The 23,609-nt window shown below is 68.1% G+C and carries 10 protein-coding genes; 5 read left to right on the top strand and 5 right to left on the bottom strand.

What is annotated here, in order from left to right; translation table 11 throughout:
- Positions 1-72: 72 nt before the first annotated feature.
- Positions 73-6,210 (bottom strand): cadherin-like domain-containing protein, encoded by a 6,138-nt coding sequence (locus A3M1_RS0110445; protein WP_018388915.1) that lies wholly within the window; start codon positions 6,208-6,210, stop codon positions 73-75.
- Positions 6,211-6,626: 416 nt separating this feature from the next.
- Here A3M1_RS0110445 and A3M1_RS0110440 point away from each other — a divergent pair, with 416 nt between their 5' ends.
- Positions 6,627-7,529 (top strand): LysR family transcriptional regulator, encoded by a 903-nt coding sequence (locus A3M1_RS0110440; protein WP_018388914.1) that lies wholly within the window; start codon positions 6,627-6,629, stop codon positions 7,527-7,529.
- Here A3M1_RS0110440 and A3M1_RS0110435 read toward each other — a convergent pair.
- From A3M1_RS0110435 to A3M1_RS0110420, 4 genes are all read right to left on the bottom strand, one after another.
- On the bottom strand, positions 7,483-8,850 hold the full coding sequence (locus A3M1_RS0110435; RefSeq protein ID WP_018388913.1) for an HlyD family type I secretion periplasmic adaptor subunit: 1,368 nt from the start codon (positions 8,848-8,850) through the stop codon (positions 7,483-7,485). The genes A3M1_RS0110440 and A3M1_RS0110435 overlap by 47 nt on opposite strands.
- Complete coding sequence (locus tag A3M1_RS0110430) at positions 8,847-10,553, bottom strand: type I secretion system permease/ATPase (protein WP_018388912.1); 1,707 nt, start codon at positions 10,551-10,553, stop codon at positions 8,847-8,849. Before A3M1_RS0110430 ends, A3M1_RS0110435 begins: the two co-directional genes overlap by 4 nt.
- 250 nt (positions 10,554-10,803) lie before the next feature.
- On the bottom strand, positions 10,804-16,791 hold the full coding sequence (locus A3M1_RS0110425) for a cadherin-like domain-containing protein (protein WP_018388911.1): 5,988 nt from the start codon (positions 16,789-16,791) through the stop codon (positions 10,804-10,806).
- A gap of 279 nt (positions 16,792-17,070) precedes the next feature.
- Positions 17,071-17,964, bottom strand: a complete 894-nt coding sequence (locus tag A3M1_RS0110420; protein ID WP_018388910.1) for a LysR family transcriptional regulator ArgP — start codon at positions 17,962-17,964, stop codon at positions 17,071-17,073.
- A 73-nt stretch (positions 17,965-18,037) separates the two neighbouring features.
- Between A3M1_RS0110420 and A3M1_RS0110415 the strand changes: the two genes are divergently transcribed.
- The 4 genes from A3M1_RS0110415 to A3M1_RS0110400 all read left to right on the top strand — a co-directional run bounded on the left by A3M1_RS0110415 (position 18,038) and on the right by A3M1_RS0110400 (position 23,443).
- Complete coding sequence (locus A3M1_RS0110415; protein ID WP_018388909.1) at positions 18,038-18,667, top strand: LysE/ArgO family amino acid transporter; 630 nt, start codon at positions 18,038-18,040, stop codon at positions 18,665-18,667.
- 122 nt (positions 18,668-18,789) lie between these two features.
- Positions 18,790-20,163: an ABC transporter substrate-binding protein gene (locus A3M1_RS0110410; protein WP_018388908.1), complete on the top strand. Its 1,374-nt coding sequence runs from the start codon at positions 18,790-18,792 to the stop codon at positions 20,161-20,163.
- Complete coding sequence (locus A3M1_RS0110405) at positions 20,160-22,085, top strand: ATP-binding protein (RefSeq protein WP_018388907.1); 1,926 nt, start codon at positions 20,160-20,162, stop codon at positions 22,083-22,085. The genes A3M1_RS0110410 and A3M1_RS0110405 overlap by 4 nt, the downstream gene beginning before the upstream one ends.
- The gene (locus A3M1_RS0110400) at positions 22,082-23,443 is read left to right on the top strand and encodes a sigma-54 dependent transcriptional regulator (protein WP_018388906.1); all 1,362 of its coding nucleotides are present in this window, start codon (positions 22,082-22,084) and stop codon (positions 23,441-23,443) included. Before A3M1_RS0110405 ends, A3M1_RS0110400 begins: the two co-directional genes overlap by 4 nt.
- Positions 23,444-23,609 lie beyond the last annotated feature (166 nt).

Genomic DNA, 23,609 nt, shown 5'->3' with positions numbered 1-23,609 from the left:
GGCCGCCCGTGCGGGCGGCCTTTGCTGTTTCGTGCGTCAGGACTCGGCGCGGAGGGAGCCGGCGCGGTTCGATCAGAGGATGGAGAAATCATCTGCGTCGAGACGCGCCTTGGTCATGCCTTCCAGCAGCACCGTATGGTCTCCGCTGTCGTCGAGCTGGATCACCACGCCGTCCTCGCTGTCGAGCATCGCCGCCAGAATGTCGTCGAAGGTCTCGAAGTCGAGGCCGGAGAACGCGATCGTGTCCTGGCCGGCGCGGAAGTCGACGATCACGTCGTTGCCGGAATTCGACGCGAACACGAAGGTGTCACGGCCGAGGCCGCCGCGCAGCATGTCGTCACCAGCGCCGCCGATGAGCCGGTCATTTCCCGCCCCGCCTTCGATCTGGTCATCGCCGGCACCGCCGTCGAGAACATCCTTGCCACTGCCGCCAGCGAGCATGTCGTCGCCCTCGCCGCCGTCCAGCTGGTCGTCGCCGAAGCCACCATTCAGCGTGTCCTCGCCGGCACCGCCCTTGAGAACGTCCTTGCCGAAGCCGCCATGCAGCGTGTCGTCGCCCTCGCCGCCATCCAGCTGGTCATCGCCGAAGCCACCATGCAGCGTGTCGTCGCCGGCATCGCCCTTGAGAACGTCCTTGCCGAAGCCGCCCTGCAGCGTGTCGTCGCCCTCGCCGCCATCGAGCTGGTCGGCGCGCATGCCGCCCCGGATAGCGTCGTCGCCGGCGCCACCGAAGATCTTGTTGGCCTGTAACTGGCTGCCGCGCAGCGTGTCGTCCCCGGCGGTGCCGAGCGTCCAGCCCGCATGCGGATCGGAGGACCCGCCCGCCGGCCCGACCGTCACCTTCACGGTGGCGGTGGAGGTGCCGCCCTCGCCGTCGGAGACGGTGTAGCTGAACGAGGCATCGCCGGTGAAGCCTTGCGCCGGGGTGAACACCACCTTGCCGTCGACCAGCGCCACCGTGCCGCCGGTGCCCGAGGTCACCGACTGGATGACGAGCGTGTCGGCATCGGCGTCGGTGTCGTTGGCGAGCAGCAGAGCCGCCGCCAGCGTCGCGGCGATGCCTGCCTTGGTGGAGAAGCCGCTGTCATTGGCCGCGACCGGCGCCCGGTTCGGCTGGGCGCGCACCGCGACCGTCACCGTCGCCTTGTCCTGCCCGCCCTTGCCGTCGGAGACGGTGTAGCTGAAGGAGGCGGCGCCGGTGAAGCCGCTCGCCGGGGTGAACACCACCTTGCCGTCGACCAGCGCCACCGTGCCATGCGTCGCCTCCTGCACCGAGACGATGGACAGCGTGTCGTTGTCCGTGTCGCGGTCATTGGCCAGCAGGCTGGCGATCGAGGCGGTCACGGCCTTGTCCTGCAGCGCATAGAGCCGGTCATTCTCCGCCGAGGGAAGGTGGTTGGGCGCGCCCGCGACCGTGATGCCGACCGTCGCGGTGTCGGTGCCGCCCTTGCCGTCGGAGACGGTGTAGGTGAAGGAGGCGGCGCCGGTGAAGCCGGCCGTCGGCACGAACAGCACATTGCCCGCATCGTCGAGCTTCACCGTGCCGCCCACCGCATTGCCGACCGAGAGAATGGCGAGGGTGTCACCATTGGCATCGGTGTCATTGGCCAGCAGCAGCGCCGCGCCGAGGATCAGCGCCTCGCCGCCGGTGGCGGTGAAGCCGCTGTCGGCCACCGCGTCCGGGGCGGCATTGTCGCCCGGCTCGCCCGGCCCGTCTTCCGCCAGTGAGACCACCGTCACCTTGTCGAACGACACGCCCGCGCTGTCCCAGGAGAACAGGCCGACCGTGCCCTTGCTCTGGGCATGGTCCTCGATGGCGTAGGCGAACAGCGCCTGGCCGTCGACCGTGGCCTGGATCTGCCCGTCCTTCACCTCGACCCGAAGGTCGAAGGCCTCGCCCGGGGTGTATTTGGCCGGGAACTGGTTGAGGTACTTCTCGACGCCGTCCTTGACCTGGATCAGCTGGAACAGGCTGCCCGCGCCGTTGCTCGGGTTGCGGTCATAGTCACCATTGGCGTCGAGTTCGAGCTTGTAATAATTGTTCGCGTCTTCGTAGTAGAACAGCAGGCCGAGCGCGCCATTGTCCGGGGTCTCGATGGTGGCCTCGACGGCGTAGTCGGTCCACTCCTTGGCCGCCGGGTCGTTATAGAGCGCATAGGTGCCCTTGCGCAGCACGTTGACGCCGTCGCCCAGCGGGCTCCAGCCGGTCTTCCACGGATCGGAGTTGGACGCGCCGTTCCAGGTGAGCTGGCGGCTCTTGATGTCGGTCAGCTGGACGAATTTTCCGTCCTGCAATTCCCATTGCGAGGCGGTACCATTCGGTCCGATGCCGCCGGATTCACCCTCGTCGACGATGGTCCATTTGCCGAGCGAGGCATTGGAGGCGAAGTCTTCCGCCAGCAGCACCCGGCCGGAAGCGACCGCATCGACCCGCACCGTGTCGGTGGCGGTCTTGCCGGCGGAGTCGGTCACGGTCAGCTTCAGGGCCTGCTCGCCCGTGCCAAGCGTAGCCTGGGCCGACTTGCCCTGCGCGACGACATGGCCCTGCGCATCGGTCCAGACGTAGCTGACAATGTCGGCGAGGCCGTAGCTGCCTTCCGCGTCGAGCGCCACCGTCACATGGCCGTCGGCATCGAGGTCGAGCACGCGGATGTCGTCGCCGGCATGGGCGGTGAGCCCCACCTTGTTGACGGCGACATTGTCGAACTGCGAGCTGCGCTGGTTGTTCGAATAGAGGCCGACCGTGCCGCCAGCGAGCGGGGCGGCATCCACCACCGCGCCGAACACATTGTGCCCGTCGAGGAAGACGTTGATCTCGCCATCGACCACCGCCACCTTCAGGTGGAAGTCGCGGCTCCACGGCGTGCCGGCATGCTCGGTGGCCAGCACCGTCTCGGTGCCGCCGGAAACCTTGACGAGCGAGCGGGTGTTGGTCTCGGCGTTGAGCACGACCTTATAGTGGTTCTGCTCGTCCTGATAATAGAACACGACGCCGATGCCGTCATTGTCCGTGGTCTTGAGCGTCGCCTCGAATTCGTAATTCGACCAGGACTTGGCGGCTGGCTCGCCCCAGAGGAGAAGGTTGTCGGCGGTGTCGGACTGCTCGAAGACGCGGCCTTCCAGCGCGTCCTGGCCGTCCGCGACCGTGTCGCGCGAATTCACCGTGCCCTTGACGATGAAGCCGCCGACGCCGGCGCCGATGGTGGTGGCCGCCACCTGGGCATTGCCGAAATCATCGGTCATGGCCGGGGTGCTGAAATCGATCTGCACCGAAAAGTCGCTCGGCGCCTCGCTGACGATGCCGTCCGCCTTCACCCCGCCGAGCGCGGCGATCTCCTGGTCGGTGTAGAGCTTGTCGGTGAACAGGAAGTGCGAGACGTAGAGGTTCGAGGTCTCGCCATCCTCGTCGGTGAACAGCAGTACACCCTTGCTGAGGTCGATCGTGTAGCGGTCGTCATCCATCGACTGGGTGCCGACTTTCACGCCGTCGATATATTTCGAGATGATGACCTCGTCGCCCGTGTCCTCGATCTTGAACACCACGCGCTGCCATTCATCGTATTTGAACGCGCCGGTATAGACGCCGCCAATGCCGAGGCCGCCGGTGCCGTCGTCGCTGCCGCGCACGAACAGGTCGCCGTCATTGGTATTGGTCACGTCGGTCTGCAGGAACGAGGTGAAGCCGCTCACGCCGTCCGAGGGGATCAGCACGTCATAGACCAGCGTGTAGCTCGACACGAGGGTGCCGGCCGGAACCGGCGAGGTCGGGGTCAGCAGCAGGCCCTGGCTGCTGGCGAGCTTGGGGATATAGGTGACATCGGGCGCCGCGCCGCCGGTGGTCGGCACTGCGGGAACCTCGAAATCCTCGATCGAGTCGTAGCTGACGGCAAGGTCGCCCTGCGGCGCCAGCGTGCCGGTGCCAAAGGTGGGGGCGGCGCTGCCGGCGTTGACGTCGAACTGCACCGAATTGGCGCTCGGCGCGGTGGCGACAATGCCGCCGGCCTTGGTGCCGCCGAGTTCCAGCACCTGCGCGGCCGTGAGCACCTTGTCGGTGACAAGCACGCTGGAGACGTAGACCTCGCTGGTCTCGCCATCATCGTCGGCGAACAGGACAAGGCCCTTTTCCGGGTCGAGCTTGTAGCGGTCGCCGCTCACCGTCTGGGTGCCGGCCAGCACGCCGTCGATATATTTCGACAGCGAGAGCGAGCCGTCCTCATTCTCGGTGTAGGTCACCGCCACGCGGTGCCAGGCATCATAGGTGAAGCTGCCCTTATAGTCGCTGTTGGTGCCGAGGCCGGCGGCGTTGCCGCTCTTCTTCAGGAACAGCTCGGCATCTTCATTGGTGCCGCCGCCGTCGATCTGCAGCAGGGCGGTGTAGGTGCCCGCGCCCTCGGCCGGCACATAGATGTCCATCACCACCGAATAGGAGCCGAGCAGCGTGCCGCTGGCGGTGTCGAAATCGGCGGTCAGCTTCAGGCCCTGGGTCGAGGAGGCCTTGGGAACACGGGCGAAATCCTCCGCCACCACGGCCGCGCCCGGCAGGTCGGCGATACCGAATTCGGCGGTCGTGCCGTTGGAGAAGCCCTCCGGCGTGCCGGGGCGGGTCCAGCCTTCGGCATTGCCGTCGTTGAAATTGTCGACCAGCAGCGTGTTCGGGTTGGAAACGACGATCAGCACGTCGTCCTTGGAGACATGGCCGGCGCTGTCGGTCACGGTCAGGGTCAGCGCATGGTGGCCGGCGCCCAGCGCCAGCGTGGGCGTGGCCTCGGTGGCGACGACAGTGCCGTCCCGGTCGGTCCAGACATAACTCAGCCCCTGGTCGTTATTGGGGTTGAGGGTCCAGTCGCCGTCGAGCGTGACCTGCGCCTTGTCCTGGCCATTGCCGGCGGTTACGAACTGGTCGTTGCCGGCCTTGGCGATGGCGGGCACGTCGGGCGTGCCGAGCTCGACGCCGGTGATGGTTTCCTCATGGCCGCGATAGGGGCCGGTGAGGCCGTCGCGGTCGAGCTCGCCATCGCCGCGCACGCTGTCCATATAGTCGTCCAGCGCGGCGAAATAGGTCGAGGTGTAGACCGAGTTATTGTCGGGATCGATGGTGACAAGCCGGATGGCGCCATTGCCGCCGGCGCTGCCGGAACCCTGCCCGGCATCGCCGGTGATCTCGCCCGACACGCCGTTCTGGTAGTTCACCATCATCTGGTAGACGGGATTGCCGAACTGGTCGTAGCTCACCAGCGTCTCGGCGGCGTCGCCGAAGATATGGCCGGAGAAGGTGAAGGTGATGTTGGGGTATTTCTGCACCAGCTCGCGGTACATCGTCTCGCCGTCAGTAGCGCTTTCCGGCGAGTTGCCCAGGCCGTAATCATAGCCCGTGCCCTCGTCATAGAGTGGGGCGCCGGTGGCGTCGTGGCGGCCGGCCCAGGTCATGTAGGAGTGGGTGGTGAGGATGACGCGGTGGTCGAGATTGTCCTCGATCACCTCGCCCGCCCAGCGCAGCACGTCCTCGCGCGCGCCGAATTCGAGGTTCAGCACCAGCCATTTGGTGCCATCGGCACCGGTGAAGGTGGAATAGGTGTTGTTGGCCAGCGCGGCTTCCTGGTCATAGGTGCCGCCGAAATTCTCGCCATTGGCGTTCTTCAGGTCGTCGACCGAGAAATAGTCGTTGATCCGGCTCGCCTCGAAGCTTCCGGAAACGCCGTCATGATTGCCGAGCGTCAGTCCATAGGGAATCTTGCCGTCGAGGATGCTCAGCGCTTCCTTGGCATATTCCCAATGGGTCGGGCTGTTCTCGGTGGTGATGTCGCCGACATGGGTGACGAAGGAGATGTTCAGGCTGTCCTTGTTGTCCACCAGCCACTGGGTCATGCCCTTGAAGGTCTCGACACCGGCCGCGTTGGTGTAGTCCTGCGTGTCGGGCAGCACGGCGATGGTGTAGGCGTTCTCGCCGGTCACGCGCACCCGGACACTGTCGGTGACGCTGGAACCGCCGGCATCGGTGGCGGTGATCTTCAGGTCTGTGTGGCTCAGCGTCTCCAGGAAATCGATGGTCAGCTTGCCGTCGGCGATGGTCACAGCCGCCACCGAGGGGTCGCTGCTCTCGATCGTGTAGGTCAGGCCTTCGCCGGCAAACACCTCGTTCAGATCGATCACGCGGTCTTCCGAACCGCGCTTGGTCATGAAGTCGAGAATGGGATTGGTGATGGTGACCATGAGCCTTGATTCCTGTTTTTGCCGGCGCGTTTTCAGCCGGGCGCCTGCGCCGCAACGCGGCCCGCACATGCCGAAAGCCACAGCTTCAGCGGATGGTCGGCAGCAGTAAGCGGCGCACATGACAGGTTCTTAAAGCCGGGCCGGCCGCGGCCATCTCAAATAACAATGCCCTGTATGGAGATAACCGACATGCATGCCGCGCCTGTCCCGGCGCCCTTGTGAAGATTAGGAGGCCCCAGACTTTCGGTAACAAGGCACCTGTCACAATTCGGAATCTCTTGCCGCGCTAAACTGTCCTTCATCATGTGTTCCCGCGCCCACGATTCCCCCGTGCAGAACCGTCTGTCGATCTTCCGGCCTCCGCAGCTGCCGGCTACTCGGGGCAGGTTCTCATCCGCAGAAGGCCGCTGAGAAACATGTCGGTTACCCAGCTTCGCGCTTTCCATTTCGTCGCCGCCGCCGGCAGCTATTCCCAGGCCGCGCGCGGCATGGCGGTCAGCCAGTCGACCCTGTCCGGCCAGGTCCGCCAGCTGGAGGCGGCGTCCGGCATGGCGCTGTTCGAGCGCAAGGCGCGCGGGGTCACGCTCACCCCGGACGGGGAAGCGCTCTACAAGGTCACCTCGCGCCTGTTCGCCGCGCTGGCGGAAGCGCGCACCCTGCTCAAGAGCCGCACCAATGAGGGCGGGCGCCTGCGCATCGCCGCCGATGGCGTGGTGCATTCGCTGCCCATATTGCGAGCGCTGAAGCAGCAGCGGCCGCGGCTGGTGTTCTCGCTGATCGTGCAGAACTCCGACAGCGTGATCGAGCAATTGCTGGAATATCGCGCCGATATCGGCATCACCGCGCAGCTGCCCACCGATCCGCGGCTGCATGTGCGCCCGCTCTCCTCCATGAAGATCGGCATCTTCCTGCCCGAGCGGCACCCCTGGACCACACGCAAAGAGCTGTGCCTCGCCGATCTCAGCGGCTGCCCCTTCGTGCTGCGTGAGCGCGGCTCGCGCACCCGCGAGGTGTTCGAGCAGAATCTGGCGCTTCAGGACATTTCGCTCGGGCCGATCCTGGAGGTCTCGACCCGCGAGGGGGTGCGCGAGGCGGTGGCCGCCGGCTTCGGCGCCGGGGTGGTGGCGGATCTGGAATTCGGCTTCGACACGCGGCTGTGCTTCCTGCCGCTGCGCGACGCGCCGCTCGCCATCGACGAATATCTCGTCTGCCTCGACGAGCGGCGGCGGCTGCCCATCGTCACCGAATTCTTCGCCTGCGCCGCCGCGACCTTCACTCCTCCCGCATCGCCCGCGCGATCTGGTCCCGAAGCGGCTTGACGAGGTAGCTCAGCGCCGTGCGCTCGCCGGTCTGCAGGTGCACCTCGGCCGGCATGCCGGGCATCAGCTGCAGCCCGTTCAGCCGGGCGATCTCCTGCGCCGGCAGGGCCACCTGGGCGACATAAAAGCTGGTGCCGGCCTTCTCGTCCTTGGTGAGGTCGGCGGCGATGCGCGCCACCGTGCCGGCCAACTCAGGCGTGGTCTTCTGGCTGAAGGCGGAAAGCCGCACCATGGCCGGCTGGCCGATCAGCACCTGGTCGATATCGGCCGGGTTCACATGGATCTCGACCACCAGCCGGTCATGCTCGGGCACGATCAGCATCGCCGTCTCGCCGGGCGCGATCACCCCGCCCACCGTGTGGGTGGCGAGTTCGTGCACCACGCCGGAAATCGGCGCGATCAGTTCCACGCGGGTCAGCTTGTCCTGCGCGGCGATGCGGCGCTCCTGCAGCTCGGCCCATTTGCCCTCGATCTCGCGCAGCTCCTCGATCACCTCGGCGCGCATGTCCTGGCCGATCTGGATGATCTGCAGCTCGGTTTCGCTGGTGCGCCCGCGCGAGCGCGCCAGCTCGGCCTGGAGCTGCCCGCGCTCGCCCTCGATGCGCACCTGCTCGCGCTGGAGCGCGCGCAGCCGCGTCAGCGGCGTCAGCCCCTTGCCATGCAGCTGGGTGGCGCCGGCGATTTCCTCGGCGATATAGCCCAGCTCGGCGCTCTTCGCCGTGATCTGGGCGGAAAGGCCGGCGGCCTCGTCGACCAGCTGGTCGATCCGGGCGCGCATCTGCAGCACCTGGCCTTCCAGCGCGGCGCGGCGGGAGTTGAACAGGCTGACCTCGCCCTCGATCGCCCGGCCGGCATTCTCCTCCGCACGGCGCGCCAGCAGCGCGGCGGGGTAGTCTATGCTGTCCCGTGAATCGCGCTCGGCCTCCAGCCGGGCGCGGCGGGCGGCCAGTTCCACCAGCTGGGTGTCGACCACGGCGAGATTGGCGCGGGTGACGGTGTCGTCGAGCCGCAGCAGCACGTCCGCCGCCTCCACCTTCTGGCCGTTGCTCACCCGGATCTCGCCGACCACGCCGCCCTCGGGATGCTGGATGCGCTTGGCGTGGCTTTCCACCACCACCGTGCCCACCGCCAGAACCGCGCCGTTGAGCGCGGCTGTGGCGGCCCAGCCGCCGCAGCCGACGACGAGGAAGAGCGCGACGATGAAGGCCAGCCACAAATGGCGGTTGACCCCGTCATCGGCCACGCTGGCCGCCGGAAGCAGGCGGGAGAGCCGCGCGCGCAGGCGGGTGAACAGGGAATTTGTGGCGAGAGTGTCGGTCATGCGGCCACCGGCGTCTTGAGAACCTTGCCCAGAACCTGCTCCTTCGGGCCGAAGGCCTGCTGCTGGCCGGCGGCCATCATCAGCACGAGATCGACCGCCGCCAGCGCGCTCGGCCGGTGGGCGATGACCACCACCACCCGCTTGGCCTCGCGGGCCCACATGATCGCCCGCGTCAGCGCCGCCTCGCCATCGGCGTCGAGATTGGAATTTGGCTCGTCGAGCACGATGAGGAAGGGCTCGCCAAAAAGCGCCCGGGCCAGCGCCACACGCTGGCGCTCGCCGGCGGACAACGCTATCCCGCCCTCGCCGAGGCGCGTGTCATAGCCATTCGGCAGCTTCAGGATCAGCTCGTGCACCCCGGCCCGCTCGGCGGCGGCGATGATCGCGGCGGGCGCAGCATCGGCGCGGAAGCGGGCGATGTTCTCCGCCACGGTGCCGTCGAACAGCTCGATATCCTGCGGGAGATAGCCGATATGGGCGCCCAGCGCGTCGCGGTCCCATTGCTCGATCGCCGCGCCGTCGAGCCGCACGCCGCCCTTGGACGAGGGCCAGGCGCCGACCAGCCCGCGCGCCAGCGTCGACTTGCCCGAGCCGCTAGGACCGATGACGCCGATCGCGCTGCCCGCCTCCACGGCGAAGGACAGGCCGGCAATGGTCGCCTTGGCCTGGCCCGGGGGCGCGACGGCGAGCCCGGCGACATCGAGCCGCGCCTTCGGGGCCGGCAGCGGCATGGTCTGGGGCGCGGGAGGAAACTCCGCCGACAGCGCGGAGAGCCTGGCATGGGCCTGCCGCGCCGCGATAAAGCCGCGCCAGTTGGAGATGGCCAGCTCCACCGGCGCCAGCGCCCGCGACGACAGGATGGAGGAAGCGATCATTGCCCCCGACGAGGCCTCGCCCTCGATCACCAGCCAGGCGCCGGCCGCCAGCATCAGCGATTGCAGCAGGAAGCGGAACACCTTGCTGATCGAGGACAGGTCGCCCGCCACATTCACCGCGCGCTGGTTGTCGCTGAGATAGGCGGCATGCGCCTCGAACCAGCGCGCCCGCATGGTCGCGGTCAGGCCCATAGCGGTGATGGTCTCGGCATTGCGGCAATAGGTTTCCGCCAACCCGTTGCGGGTGGAGGAGCGACGGGCGGCGATGCGGGTCGGCGCCCGTGTGGCGAATTCGGTGATCAGCATGAAGGCGCAGAGCACGAGGATGCCGGCGAGCCCAACCAGCCCGAACACCGGGTGGAACAGGAACAGCACGCCGAGATAGAGCGGCATCCAGGGCAGGTCGAAAATCGCGACCGGTCCCTGCCCGGAGAGGAACTGGCGGATCTGGTCGAGATCGCGCACCGGCTGCTGGCCGTTGCCGTCGCGCCCGCGCTTCAGCACCAGGGCGGACATCAGGTCGAAGGAGAGCGGCCGCAGCTTGGCATCGAGCCGCATGCCCAGCCCCACCAGCACGCGGGCACGCAGCAGGTCGAGCACGCCCTGGAACGCATAGAGCACCAAGGCGAGCACCAGCAGCGCCACGAGGGTGGGCAGGCTCCGGCTCGCCAGCACCCGGTCATAGATCTGCAGCATGAAGAACGGGCCGGTCAGCATCAACAGATTGATGACGCAGCTCAGGGCGCCGATGCCGACCAGAACGCTCCGGCAGGAAGCGAAGGCGGCGGCGACGGGCGAGGCTGACGAGGGACCGCTCAGTGTTTTCATCGCTGGCACTCTTTAGGCTGGCACTCTTGGCTGGCACTCTTGGCGGGCACTATTGGGTCGACGGATCGGACCGGCACGGCGACCGATCGATCGCCGTGCTTAGTGCGGCGGGCTGACAGGTGCGTGACGCACACCACCCCGGTTGGCCGGCGGCAGGCCCCGCGACCGGCTGGGGGAGACCCCACCGGCAGCGCCTGCCGCCGGTGGGTGTCGCGCGGGAACGGTTCCAGCGCGGTCAGAAGCGGGCGGCTCAGACGAAGGCGAAATCGTCGGCGCCGAAGCCGCTGCGGGTGGTGTGCTCGATGAGCACATAGTTGTCGCCGCCCGCATCCAGCTGGAGAACCACGCCGTCCTGCGTGTCGACCATCGCCGCCAACACCTGGTCGAAGGTGTCGAAGGCGAGCCCCTGGAGCTCGATGCTGTCCTGGCCGGAACGGAAGTCGGTGATGATGTCCGCCCCCGACTGCGCGCCGAACACGAAGACATCGCGGCCGATGCCACCCGAAAGAACGTCCTCGCCCTCCCCGCCTTCAAGACGGTCGCGGCCGAGGCCCCCCTTCAGCTCGTCGTCGCCGCTGCCGCCGTCGAGAGTGTCATTGCCGATGCCACCTTCAAGGACATCCTCGCCGTCCCCACCTTCAAGCGTGTCGCTGCCGATGCCGCCGCGAAGCTCGTCGTCGCCTTCGCCGCCTTCCAGCCGGTCATTGCCGATCCCGCCTTCGAGCACGTCATCGCCGGCACCACCGGCAAGCCGGTCATTCCCGATGCCGCCGCGCAGGAGGTCCGAGCCCTCGCCGCCATCGAGCTGGTCGTCGCGAAGGCCGCCGCGAAGTGTGTCGTCGCCGGCATCGCCAAAGATGCGGACGCTTGTCGTGGACGGGCCGCCAAGCACGTCATCGCCCGTCGTGCCGTGCTGCCAGCCCTCATGGCCGGGCTCGTCGACCTCCTCCGCCTCGACGGTCAGCGAGACCGTCGCGGTCGAGGTGCCGCCCTTGCCGTCGGCGACGGTGTAGGTGAACGAAGCCGCGCCCTCATAGCCCGCCTCCGCCGTGAAGACGATCTTGCCGTCGACCAGCGCCACCGAGCCATGGGTCGCGCCCTGCACCGAGAGGATGCTGAGCGTATCGGCGTCGGCATCGGTGTCGTTGGCCAGCAGCGCCGCCGCCGCCAGCGAGAGGGCAAGGCCCGCCGTGACCGTGAAGCCGCCGTCATTCTGCGCCACCGGCGCGGTGTTCGGGCGCGGCTGGACGTTGACCACCACCTTCGCCGTGTCCTGGCCGCCCTTGCCGTCGGAGACGGTGTAGGTGAACGAAGCGGCCCCGGTGAAGCCGTCGGCCGGGGTGAACACTACCTTGCCGTCGACCAGCGCGACGGTGCCATGGGTCGCACCCTGCACCGAGACCAGGGTCAAGGTGTCGCCATCGGCGTCCGTGTCATTGGCGAGCAGGCTGGAGGCCGCCAGCGTCACCCCCGCCTCTTCCAGCACATAGAGCCGGTCGTCGAGCGCGTCGGGGTTCCGGTTGGCCGCCGCCTCCACATTCAGCGTGACCGTGGCCTTGTCCGTGCCGCCATTGCCGTCGGAAACGGTGTAGCTGAACGAGGCCGTTCCGGAGAAACCGGCGGTCGCCTTGAACAGCACGTTTCCGGCGTCGTCGAGTGCCACCGTGCCGCCGACCGCCTCCTGCACCGACACGATCGCGAGGTTATCGGCATCGGCATCGCTATCATTGGCCAGCAGCAGAGCCGCGGCCAGCATCAGCGAGGAACCCGCCGTCACCGCGAAGCCGTTATCGTTCGCCGCTTCCGGCGCGGCATTGTCGCCGGGCTGCACCGGCCCATCCGCCAGCGACACCACGCTCAGATTATCGAACGCGACGCCCGCGCTGCCCCAGGAATAGAGGCCGACCGTGCCGGCGTCGAGATTGTGGTCCTCGATGTCATAGGCGAAGACCGGCTCGCCATTGACATAGGCCTGCATCTTGCCGCCGGCGTTGTCGACGCGCAGATGGATCGGCTCGCCGCTGATATAGCGGCCCGGCACCTGGGCGAGGGTCTTCTCATAGCCGTCGACCATGCTGCGCAGCTGCCAGAGGCCGCCTTCGCGGTCGAGCTCCATCTTGTAGTAGTTCTGCGGGTCCTGGTAGTGCAGCAGGATGCCCAGGCCGTCATCGTCCGGGGTCACGATGGTGACTTCGACCGAATAGTCGCTCCACTCCGCCGCCTCGGGCGCGTTGTAGAGGGCGTAGGTGCCCTTGCGCAGCGCGTTGTAGCCATCGCCCAGCGGGCTCCAGCCACGGTTCCACGGGTCGGGATCGGAAGCGTTGCCGTTGGAAATCAGCTGGCGGGAGTGAATGTCCGACATCTGGTACAGCTTGCCGTCCCGCAGCTGCCAGTCGGAGGCGCCGCCCAGCGTGCCCTCGTCCACAATCGTCCAGCCGGCGAGCGTGCCGCCGGTAAAGCCCTCGCTCAGCAGCACCTTGTCGGCGCTGACGACATCGACCTTGACGTGATCGCGGGAGATCTTGCCGGCGGCGTCGGTGACTTCGAGCGTCACACCCTTGGTGCCGACGGGAAGAGAGAGGACAGCCTGCTTGCCGGTGCCGATCTCCTCGCCATCGAGCAGCCAGCGATAGGCCACGATGTCTTTCGGTCCGAAGGAGCCGGAGGCCGACAGCGCGACCGTGGCGAAGCCGTCGCCATCATGGTCGATGCTGCGCATGTCGCCGGCGCCATGCGCGGCCAGCGCCACCTCATTGACCGCGACATTGTCGAAAATCGCGCTCTTCTGATTGCTGGAGAGCACGCCGATGGTGCCGCCGGCGAGCGGAGCGCTGTCGATCACCGGCCCGCCGAAGACGTTGACGTCGTCAAGCAGCACGGTGATTTCGCCATTCACCACGGCGACGCGCAGTTCCATCTCGTCATTGAAGCGGTAGCCGCCCGTGGCCGTGGCGAGCACGGTCTCGACGCCTTCCTGCACCTTGATCAGCTGGCGGGAATAGCCCTCGCCGTCGAGTTCGAGCCGGTAATAATTGCTCTCGTCGGCGTAGTAAAACACCGTGCCGATCACATCGTCATCGGTGGAGCGGAGGGTGACGTCGAACACATAGTTCTTCCACGCCAGCGCGGCGGGATCGTTCCACACCAGAAGCTTGTCGGGATTGTCCTGCGAGTAGTAGAGCGCGCCTTCCGGGGCGTCGATCGACGCATCGTCATCCTTGCGCGAGTGAACGCTGCCCTTCACCTTCCAGAAGCCGGTGTCGGATTCATCCAGGAAGTCGAGCTGGGCATCGCCGAAGGTGGCGTCGAGCGTGCCGGAGAAGTCGAACTGCGTGGTGTTCGCGTCCGGCGCCTGCGTGAAGATGCCCCCGGCCTTGGCGCCGCCGAGCGCCGCGATCTGCTCGGCCGAGAGCACGCCCTGCGTGAACGACACGCTGTTCACATAGGCGTCGTTCATTTCGCCGTCCTCGTCGGCGAATAGCAGGAAACCCTTCTCGCCATCGAGCTTGAAGCGCTCGGCATCCACGACCCGCGAGCCGATGAGCGTGCCGTTCAGGTATTTATGGAGGGTGACGGTGCCGTCCGTGCCCTGGTCCACCACAAGGGCGATGCGCTGCCACTCGCCATAGGCGAAGGCGCCGTCATAGCCGCCGCCGCCGAGCTCGGCCAAGCCGGTGCCGTTGTTGCGGCGGATGAAGACGTCGCCGTCGCTGGTGTTGCTCGGGTCGGTCTGCAGCAGCGAGATGTAGCGGCCCTGGCCGTCGGGAACCAGCACGTCCATGACGAGGCTGTATTCGGTGATGACGTCGTCATCGCCAGCCGGCGTCACCACGAAGCCCTGCTTTTCCTTCGGCGCGGGGAAGAACATCACCTGGTCGTCGCCGCCCGGCAGCTCGGGAATGCCGTAGGAGGCGGCCGTGCCGAAAGTGGTCAGCGCCTCCAGGGCGTCGCCCTTCTTGTCGACGATGGCGATCGTGCCCGCGCCGAGGCTGGCGGCGGTGTCGCCATTGAAGTCGAACTGCACGGTGCGCCCGTCGCTCACGGCGGAGAGCGGCCCGGCGGCCTTGGCGCCGCCCATGTCGGCGATCTCGCTGGCGCTGAACACGCGGTCGGAGAACACGACGCTGTTGAGATGCCCATAGCCGCTTTCGCCATTGTCGTCGGCGAGCAGGTAGAAACCGCCCTCGCCGTCGATCTTCAGGCGATCCATCGCCACCACCTGCGAGCCGACGAAGCTGCCGTCGATGTACTTGCTCAGCGTCGCGGTGGCGTCGTCGATCTTCTCGACGGTCAGCGCGATGCGGTGCCACTGGCCATAGGTGATGGTGCCATGGGCCCCGCGCAGGATTTCCAGCGTGCCGGTGCCGTTGTTCTTGTTCTCGATGAAGATGACGCCGTCCTCGGCGTTTTCGAGGTCGTTCTGGAACAGCGAGAAATAGGAGCCCTGGCCGTCATAGACCATCAGGTCCATCATCAGCGTGTAGGATTCGAAGTCGTCGCCGGCGGACGGTTCGAAGCCCGGCTGCACATGGTAATACTGTGTGCCTTCGAGCGGCGGGAAGGAGAGCACGCCGGCATCGCCGCCCTCCAGCGCCGGGGCGCCGGCCTGCGAGGCGGTTTCAAGAATGGTCGTGTTCGCCAGCAGCGGCCGGACCGTGGTCCAGCCAGCGGCGTTGCCGTCGTTGAAATTGTCGACCAGCAAGGTGCGATCGCCGCTGACGACGACGCGGATCTCGTCGCGCGTCACCACGCCGGCGCGGTCCTCGACCTCAAGCGTCAGCTTGTGGCTGCCGACCTCGAAAGAGACGGTCGGCTTCTGGCCGGTGGCCACCACCTGGCCGCCCTTGTCGAGCCAGCGATATTCGACGATCGCGTCACCCGGGTTACGCGAGGCGCTCGCATCGAGGACCACCGCGCCCTCGTCGGCACCGGCCGTGGCGGTGGCGAAGATGTCGTCGCCAGCATCGGCCAGCGCCTGCGGCGTCACCGGGCCGAGATCGAGCCCGTCGAGCACCTGCTCGTGCTCCTTATAGTCGCCCTGCAGCTCGCCTTCGGTGCGCCCGCCGGTGAGGTAGCTGTCGAATTCGGTGAAATAGGTCTCGGTCGAGATGGTGCCGGCCTCCGGGTCGACCACGACCAGGCGGATGGCGCCATTGCCGCCGCGCCCGCCATTGATCTCGTTGGCGACGCCGTTCTGGTAATTCACCAGCATCTGGTGAACCGGCTGGCCATACTGGTTGTAGCTGGTCACGGTTTCGGCGCCGTCGCCAAAGATGTGGCCCGAGAACGTCATCGCGACATTGGGGTACTTGCTGGCCAGCTCGCGCCAGATGGTCTCGCCATCATTGGGGTTTTCGAGCGTGTTGCCCATGCCGTAGTCGTAGCCGGTGCCCTCGTTGAACAGCGGCGAGCCGAGCGGGTCGTGGCGGCCGGCGAAGTTGGTCATCGAATGGTTGGCGATGATGACGCGGTGATCGGCATGCGCCTCGATGACATCGCCGGCCCAGCGCAGCACGTCGTCGCGCACGCCGAATTCCATCGACATGACAAGCCACTTGGTGCCATCGGGCGCGGTGAAGGTGTGGTAGTTGTTCTTGGAGCTTTCCGGCTCCTGGTCATAGACGCCGCCAAAGGTGGGGCTGGTGGCAGCCTGCTTCTCCGGCGAGAACAGGTCGTCGAGATAGACCGAGCTGTGGTCGTTGGCGCGGCCCTGGTCGCTTTGGTCGTGGTTTCCCGGCAGCAGCGAATAGGGGATCTTGCCGTCGAGCTTGCGCAGCGCTTCCTCGGCGATCGCCCAGTTTTCCGCCGTGTTGCGCTGGGTGATGTCGCCGACATGGATGGCGAACTCGATGCCCAGGCTTTCCTGGTGATCGACCAGCCACTGGGTCATGTCGCCGAAAATGTGGTTGAGGTCGGCGTTGGAGGTGTAATCCTGCGTGTCGGGCATCACCGCAATGGTGAAGGCGCTCTCGCTGGCCACGCGCACCCGGACATTCTCCACCGCCGTGGCGCCCTCGGCATCGGTCGCGGTGATCTTGAGATCGGTGTAGCCGAGCGTCTCAAGAAAATCGATCGTCAGTTCGCTGCCCTCGATCCGGACCGCGGCGACCGCGGGATCGCTGCTCGCGATCGTGTAGGTGAGGCCGCTGCCGCCGAACACGCCGTTCAGATCGATGACACGATCTTCCGAGCCGCGCGTCGCCATGAAGTCGAGGATTGGGCTGACGATGCTGGTCATTGTTTTCAATTCCCATTGTATACGCGCCGCCTGGAGCGCATTGCATGGGCAACTGAAGTAGTTTTCCCTCGTGACAGATTGTTGAATAACTTGGCTGCCGCGCCATCCCTATAAACAATGGGCGGTATCGACATTCTCGATAAGACCCGCCTTCTGCTGTGTCGTTCGTCGATCCAGACATTGGACTGGCCGGAAGAAACACAACCCTCGGTAAGGCACGCCCTTGTGGGGAAGCGTTCGGCATGAAATTCCGGCGCGGCCGGGGCTCGCGACGCGAGGTCAGCGGCCGAGAACCGCGCCGGCCGCCGCACACACGGCCTGCGTCAACTGGCGCAACGCGCGGGTCTCAAGGCGGATCACCGTCCAGTGGAGCGGCACATCGACCCGCTGGCCCGGCACCAGCTCCACCAGGCGCCCGGCGGCGAGATGAGCGTCCACCATCATTGTGGGGTGCAGGCCCCAGCCCAGCCCGACCCGCGTCATGTCGAGAAAGCCATGGGTGGACGGCACCCAATGCACCGGGCCGACCCGCTCGGTGCCTAGCGCCGCCAACGCCCAGCGCGCCTGCAGAAAGTCCCGCCGGTCGAAGCGCAGGCAGGGCGCCGCGTGCAGCGCCTCCACGGTGACGCCTCGTGGAAAGTAGCGCGCGACAAAATCCGGGCTGGCGCAGGCGGCATAGCGCAGCGCGCCCAGCGACAGGGTGCGGCAACCTTGCACCGGCTCGCGCTCGGCGGTGACGGCGGCCAGCACCTCGCCCGCGCGTAGCCGGGTGGCGGTGTGGGCCTCATCGTCGAGGGCGAGGTCCAGCGACACCTGGGCCACCTGCGCGAAGGCGGCAGCGGCGGCCGGAAACCAGGTGGCGAGGCTGTCGGCATTCACCGCCACCGGAAGGGTCAGCCGCTCCCCCGTGCCGACAGCGCCGTGGCCGAGCGCCGGCGCCAGATCATGCTCCAGCAGCCGCACGCGATCGAGATGGGCGCAGAGGCTGCGGCCGAGCTCGGTCGCCTCGCAGGGCTGGCCGCGCACGATCAGGATCGCCCCGAGACGCTCCTCCAGCCCGCGCACCCGCTGCGACACGGCCGAAGGGGTGATGGCGAGCGTGGCGGCGGCGCGCTCGAACGAGCCTTCCCGCACCACGGCGGCGACAGCGGCAAGGGCGGGGTAATCCAGCATGGATGAAGTTCTGCTTCATCAGCCTTAGAAGAACAAGTTTTACTTCGGTCGCGCCGCCCGCCACCACGCCGGCATGACACACATCCTGCTGCCCCTCACCACCGGCTTCCTGCTCTCGGGCGCGCTCATCATCGCCATCGGGGCGCAGAACCTGTTCGTGCTGCGGCAGGGGCTGCGACGCGAGCATGTCGGCGCCATCGTGCTGTTCTGCGGCACCGCCGATGCGCTGCTGATCGCCGCCGGCGTCGCCGGCGTCGGGGCCTTCCTCGCCGCCCTGCCCCAGCTGGCGACCCTGCTGGCGCTGGGCGGCGCCGGCTTTCTCGGCTGGTATGGCGTGCAGGCGCTGCGGCGCATGGCGGCGCCCGAGGCGATGGCGGTGAGAGCGGCGGGCGAGACGACGCTCGCCCGCGCGCTGATGGCCACGGCCGGCTTCACCCTGCTCAATCCGCATGTCTATCTCGACACCGTGCTGCTGATGGGGGCGGCGGGTTCCGCCCAGCCCGAGGCGGTGCGGCCCGTCTTCGTCGCCGGGGCCGCGCTGGCGAGCTTTGCCTGGTTCGCCGCGCTCGGCTATGGCGCGCGGCTGCTGCGGCCATTCTTTGCCCGACCGGCCGCCTGGCGGGTGCTCGACGCCGGCGTCGGGCTCGTCATGCTCACCCTGGCCGCCTCGCTGGTGCTGCGCGCGCTGAACGGGCCGGGCTGAGCCGCCGATCGCCGGAGCCTGAAAAAGGGATTGCGGGGAAGGGATTGCCGGCAAAGCTTGCGGCGGCCGGGCTCTGCGGCGATGGTGGCGCAACAAGAAGCGTCACAATCCGGGAGAAGGCGGTGAAGCACCGCATCTGCGCTCTGGCCCTCATCGGCCTGTGCCTGCTGATCGCGCAGTCGGTGCCGGCCGCTGCCCGCCCGCTGCGGATCGTCACCTCATTCCCGCCCTCGATGATCGAGCTTTACCGCAAGGCGTTTCAACAGGCGCGGCCGGAGATCGAGGTCGAGTTCGTCCAGCGCAAGACCACCGCCGCCGTGGCGTTGATCACCGGCGGCGAGCGGCTGGAGGCCGACCTGTTCTGGGCCTCGGCGCCCGATGCGTTCGAACTGCTGAAGCTGGAGGGCCGGCTCGCCTCGCTCGCCCCGCGCGACACCGGCACCCCGGCCATCGTCGCCGGCTACCCGGTGAACGATCCGTCCGGCATGTATCTCGGCTTCGCCCTGTCCGGCTATGGCGTGGTATGGAACGAGGCCTATCTCGCCCGCCATGGGCTCAGCGTACCCAAGCGCTGGCGCGACCTGACCGCGCCGGTCTATCACGGCCATGTCGGCCTCTCCTCGCCGTCGCGCTCCGGCACCACCCACCTCATGGTCGAGGCGTTGCTGCAATCGGAAGGCTGGAGCACCGGCTGGGCGGTGTGGCGGCAGGTGGGCGGCAATCTGGCCACCGTCACCGCCCGCAGCTTCGGCGTGGCGGCCGGCGTGTCGCGCGGGCGTTTCGGGGTGGGCATCACCATCGATTTCCTCGCCCAGCCAACCGAGCTGGATGCCGGGCCGGTGCGGTTCAGCTTTCCCGAACAGAAAGTGTTCACTCCCGCCAGCATCGCCCTGCTCAAGGATGCGGTGAACCCGGCGGCGGCGAACGCCTTCGTCGATTTCCTGCTGTCGGTGCCCGGCCAGCGCCTGCTGCTCGACCCGCGTATCGACCGCCAGCCGATCCGCCCGGAATTCTATGCCGACGGCGCTACAGACGGCCCCAACCCCTTCGCGCTCAGCGACGAGGCGGCGACCTGGAGCTTCGATGCCGGCCGCTCGGCGCAGCGCTACGAGCTGATCAACATCCTGTTCGACGAACTCATCACCTTCCCGCTCAGCGACGCCGCCGATATCTGGCGCACCATCTATGAGGTGGAGGCCGCCCTGCTCGCCGCGCCCGACACCGACGCCGCCCGCGAGGTGACGCGGGCACGGGCGCTGCTGGCGCAGATGCCGTTCAACGAGGCGGAAGCCACGCGCCTCGCCGCCGGGGTGAAGCTTCTGCGCGTGCCGCGCGGCCTGCCGGCCTCGGCGGAGCAGACGGCGCTGACCGCGCGCATCCAGACATGGACGGCGCAGAATCTGGGCGAGGCGCGCGCCGCCGCCGAGGCCGGGCGGCGGCATCTGGTCGATCGCGGGCGGCTGCCGGCGCTGCGGGCCGGGAAGGCCGCGCCATGAAAGCGGAAAGAACCCGCTTCGGCATAGGCGGGCGCCTGCTGGTCGCCTTCATCGGCGTCGGCGCGCTCGCGGTCATCGCCTGCGGCGTCGGCTGGCTGTCCTATGCGCGGCTGTCGTCGGAGCTCGATTCGATCGCACGCGGCCATGTGCCGGCGCTGGTGTTCGCCGCCCAGCTGTCACAGGCCGGCGGACGCCTGACGGCGGCGGCGACCGAGCTGGCCACCGCCGAGCGCCGCGACGCCCATGATCTGGCGATGGAGCGCGCGCACGGCCGGCTCGGCGCTCTCGGCAACCTGCTGGAAACCGCGCCGAAGGGCGAGGGCTCGCAGGGATTCGGCGCGCTGCGCCGCCTGGTGGACGCGCTCGGCAGCACGCTCGACGCCGTGGACGAGGCCGCCCGCCGGCGCTTCGACATCGAGGCCCGCACCCGCGCCTTCGTCGACGAGCTGCGCTGGCTGCAGGCGGACCTGGTGGACGAGGTCGAGCCGCTGGTGGAAGACGCGCGCTTCAACATCAACGCCGCCCTGGCCCAGGCGGGACAGGCGGGCGAGGTCGGCCAGGCGGCCCAGCGCATCCTGCGCGACGAGACCTCAAAGACCGAGGCCATCCTCGCCTTGAGCGCGCAGGCGCATCTGTCCATCGGCCTGCTCGGGCAGGTCGCCAGCGTGCGGGTGCCGGAGGATCTGCGCCAAACCGGGCACTTCCTCGGCGAGGCGGTGGACGAGCTGGTGGTCGAGGCCAAGCGGCTGCAGGGCTGGGCCGACAGCATCACCGTGCGCCAGATCGTCGGTCGCCTCGCCGCGCTGGCCGATGCGGATAGCGGCCTGCCGGGGCTGCGCATGGCGGAGATCGCGGCATCCGAGGAAGGGCAGAAACGGCTCGGCACCAGCCGCGATCTCGCCGCCGAACTCGGTGGCAGCATCGGCACGGTGGCGCGGCAGATCGAGACCGATGCGCGCGCCGCCGCCGCCCGCGCGGCGGAGGCCATCGTCGTCGGCCGCAGCCTGCTGCTCGCCATCGCCCTGCTCTCGCTCGGCGTCGCCGTGCTGGTGGGCTGGTTCTATATCAGGCGCAGCCTGATCGCCCGGCTGGAGCGGCTGACCCTCGCCGCCGGCGCCATTGCCAGCGGCGGCACGGTGGACCTGCCGCCGCCGCAGGCGCAGGGCTATTTCGGCGCCGACGAGCTGGACGAGCTTTCCCGCGCGCTCGCCATCTTCCGGCAGACGCGGGACGAGCTGGTGCAGTCCGCCAAGCTCGCCGCGCTCGGCCAGATGGCGGCCGGCATCGGCCATGAGTTGAACCAGCCCCTCGCCGCCCTGCGCTCTCATGCCCATAATGGCGCCGTGCTGCTGAAGCGCGGGCGCACCGAGGACGCGGCGGAAAGCCTCGCCCGCATCGAGGGGCTCACCGTCCGCATGGCGCGCAGCATCGCCCATCTCAAGCGCTTTGCCCGCCGCCCGGAGCCCGACATGGGCGCGGTCAGCCTCGATGGCGTGGTCGAGGGCGCGCTGTCGCTGTTCGCCCAGCGCATTGCCGACGAGCGGATCGAGGTGCTACGCGCCATCCCGCCGGGGCTGCACGTCCTTGCCGAGGAGGTGCGGCTGGAGCAGGTGCTGGTCAATCTCATCGCTAACGCGATGGACGCGGTGCACGGCGCCCCGCAGCGCCGGATCGCGATCCGGGCCCACCGCGGCGCGGAACATGTGAGCATCGAGATCAGCGACACCGGCGCGGGGATAGGGGACGGCATGCACACCGACATTTTCGACCCGTTCTTCACCACCAAGCCGCCGGGCTCGGGGCTTGGCCTCGGCCTGTCGCTGTCGTTCAACATCATCCGCGATTTCGGCGGCCGCCTGCTCTTGAGAGAAAGCTCGCCTTCGGGGAGCACCTTCGCCATCGAACTCAGCGAGGCCGCATGAGCGATACGCCCGACATTGTCCTGGTGGACGACGACGCCGAGGTCCGCCGCGCCTATGGCCAGACGCTGGAACTTGACGGGCTCAGCGTCGCCGCCCTCGGCAGTTCCGCCACGGCGCTCAAGGCGCTGTCGCCGGCTTTCGAGGGGGTCGTCGTCTCCGATGTGCGCATGCCCGGCATGGACGGCTTCGCCTTTCTCGACGAGGTGCGCCGGCTCGATCCCGACATTCCCGTGCTGCTGATCACCGGCCATGGCGACGTGCCGATGGCGCTGCGCGCCTTGCGGGCCGGGGCGTGGGACTTCATCGAGAAGCCGGCCGACCCGGTGCTGCTGGTGGAGACGGTGCGGCGCGCGCTGGAGCAGCGCCGGCTGGTGCTGGAAAACCGGGCGCTGCGCGACGAGGCTACGCGCGACGACGCGGCGGCGGAGGATGTGTGGGCCGCCCGGCTCATCGGCCGCGCCGAGCCGATGCAGCGCCTGCGCCGCACGCTGGCCGTGCTGGCCGACACCCGCACCGACGTGCTGATCTTCGGCGAAACCGGCACCGGCAAGGAAATGGCGGCCCGGGCCCTGCACGATTTCGGCCGCCGACGGGCCGGGCGTTTTGTGGCGGTGAACTGCGCCGCCATCCCCGAGAACATGATCGAGAGCGAATTGTTCGGCCATGAGGCCGGCGCCTTCACCGGCGCGCGCGAGCGGCGCATCGGCAAGATCGAGCACGCGCACAAGGGCACGCTGTTCCTCGACGAGATCGAATCCATGCCGCTGGCGGCGCAGACGCGCCTGCTCCGGGCCTTGCAGGAGCGCAGCATCGAGCGGCTGGGCTCGAATGCGGAGATCAAGGTCGATATCCGCGTGCTCGCCGCCACCAAGGTCGACCTGCTGGCGCTGGCGGGCGAGGGGCGGTTCCGCGAGGATCTCGTCTACCGGCTCAACACGGTGACGGTGCGCCTGCCGCCGCTGCGCGACCGGCGCGAGGACATTCCCGCGCTGTTCCGGCATTTCGTCGCCACGGTGGCCGCGCGCGACGGCGTGCCGGCCCGCCCGGTGGAGGCTGGAACGCTCAGCGAGCTGATGCGCCGGCCCTGGCCGGGCAATGTGCGCGAACTGCGTAACGCGGCCGAACGTCATGTGCTGGGGCTGGAGGAGGCGCCCGCCGCCTCCCCCGCACCGGCGCCAATGGACGGGCCGTCGCTGGAAGCGATGATGGACGCCGCCGAACGCCACCTCCTCGCCGAGGCGCTGGTCCGCCATGGCGGGCGAGTTGGCCAGTGCGCGGATGCGCTCGGCATCTCGCGCAAGACGCTCTACCTCAAGATGCGCAAGCACGGGCTGGAGCGCGACGCGGTCGAGGACTGACACGCGCACCGGAAACGGCGCGCCGCGATGTTACCGTGATGACCCATGCGCCCGCCCGGCAGCGTTACCGCGATGACCCATGGCCGCGCGGCGGCACGGCAGCGCCGCCCGCAAATACGATAGAGATCAATACCTTACCCCTAAGTCGCCGTTCTGGCACGCGCGT

Origin of the sequence: Ancylobacter sp. FA202, assembly GCF_000380205.1 — a bacterium.
Lineage (GTDB): Bacteria > Pseudomonadota > Alphaproteobacteria > Rhizobiales > Xanthobacteraceae > Ancylobacter.
The sequence above is the reverse complement of the archived record's forward strand: the minus strand, read 5'-3'. Positions and strand labels throughout refer to the sequence as shown.

Bases quoted from the DNA above. Each gene is read 5' to 3' on its own strand.
- A3M1_RS0110435 (WP_018388913.1), bottom strand. From the start codon at position 8,850: ATGACCGACACTCTCGCCACAAATTCCCTGTTCACCCGCCTGCGCGCG.
- A3M1_RS0110440 (WP_018388914.1), top strand. From the start codon at position 6,627: ATGTCGGTTACCCAGCTTCGCGCTTTCCATTTCGTCGCCGCCGCCGGC.
- A3M1_RS0110400 (WP_018388906.1), top strand. From the start codon at position 22,082: ATGAGCGATACGCCCGACATTGTCCTGGTGGACGACGACGCCGAGGTC.
- A3M1_RS0110415 (WP_018388909.1), top strand. From the start codon at position 18,038: ATGACACACATCCTGCTGCCCCTCACCACCGGCTTCCTGCTCTCGGGC.
- A3M1_RS0110430 (WP_018388912.1), bottom strand. From the start codon at position 10,553: ATGAAAACACTGAGCGGTCCCTCGTCAGCCTCGCCCGTCGCCGCCGCC.
- A3M1_RS0110425 (WP_018388911.1), bottom strand. From the start codon at position 16,791: ATGACCAGCATCGTCAGCCCAATCCTCGACTTCATGGCGACGCGCGGC.
- A3M1_RS0110405 (WP_018388907.1), top strand. From the start codon at position 20,160: ATGAAAGCGGAAAGAACCCGCTTCGGCATAGGCGGGCGCCTGCTGGTC.
- A3M1_RS0110445 (WP_018388915.1), bottom strand. From the start codon at position 6,210: ATGGTCACCATCACCAATCCCATTCTCGACTTCATGACCAAGCGCGGT.
- A3M1_RS0110420 (WP_018388910.1), bottom strand. From the start codon at position 17,964: ATGCTGGATTACCCCGCCCTTGCCGCTGTCGCCGCCGTGGTGCGGGAA.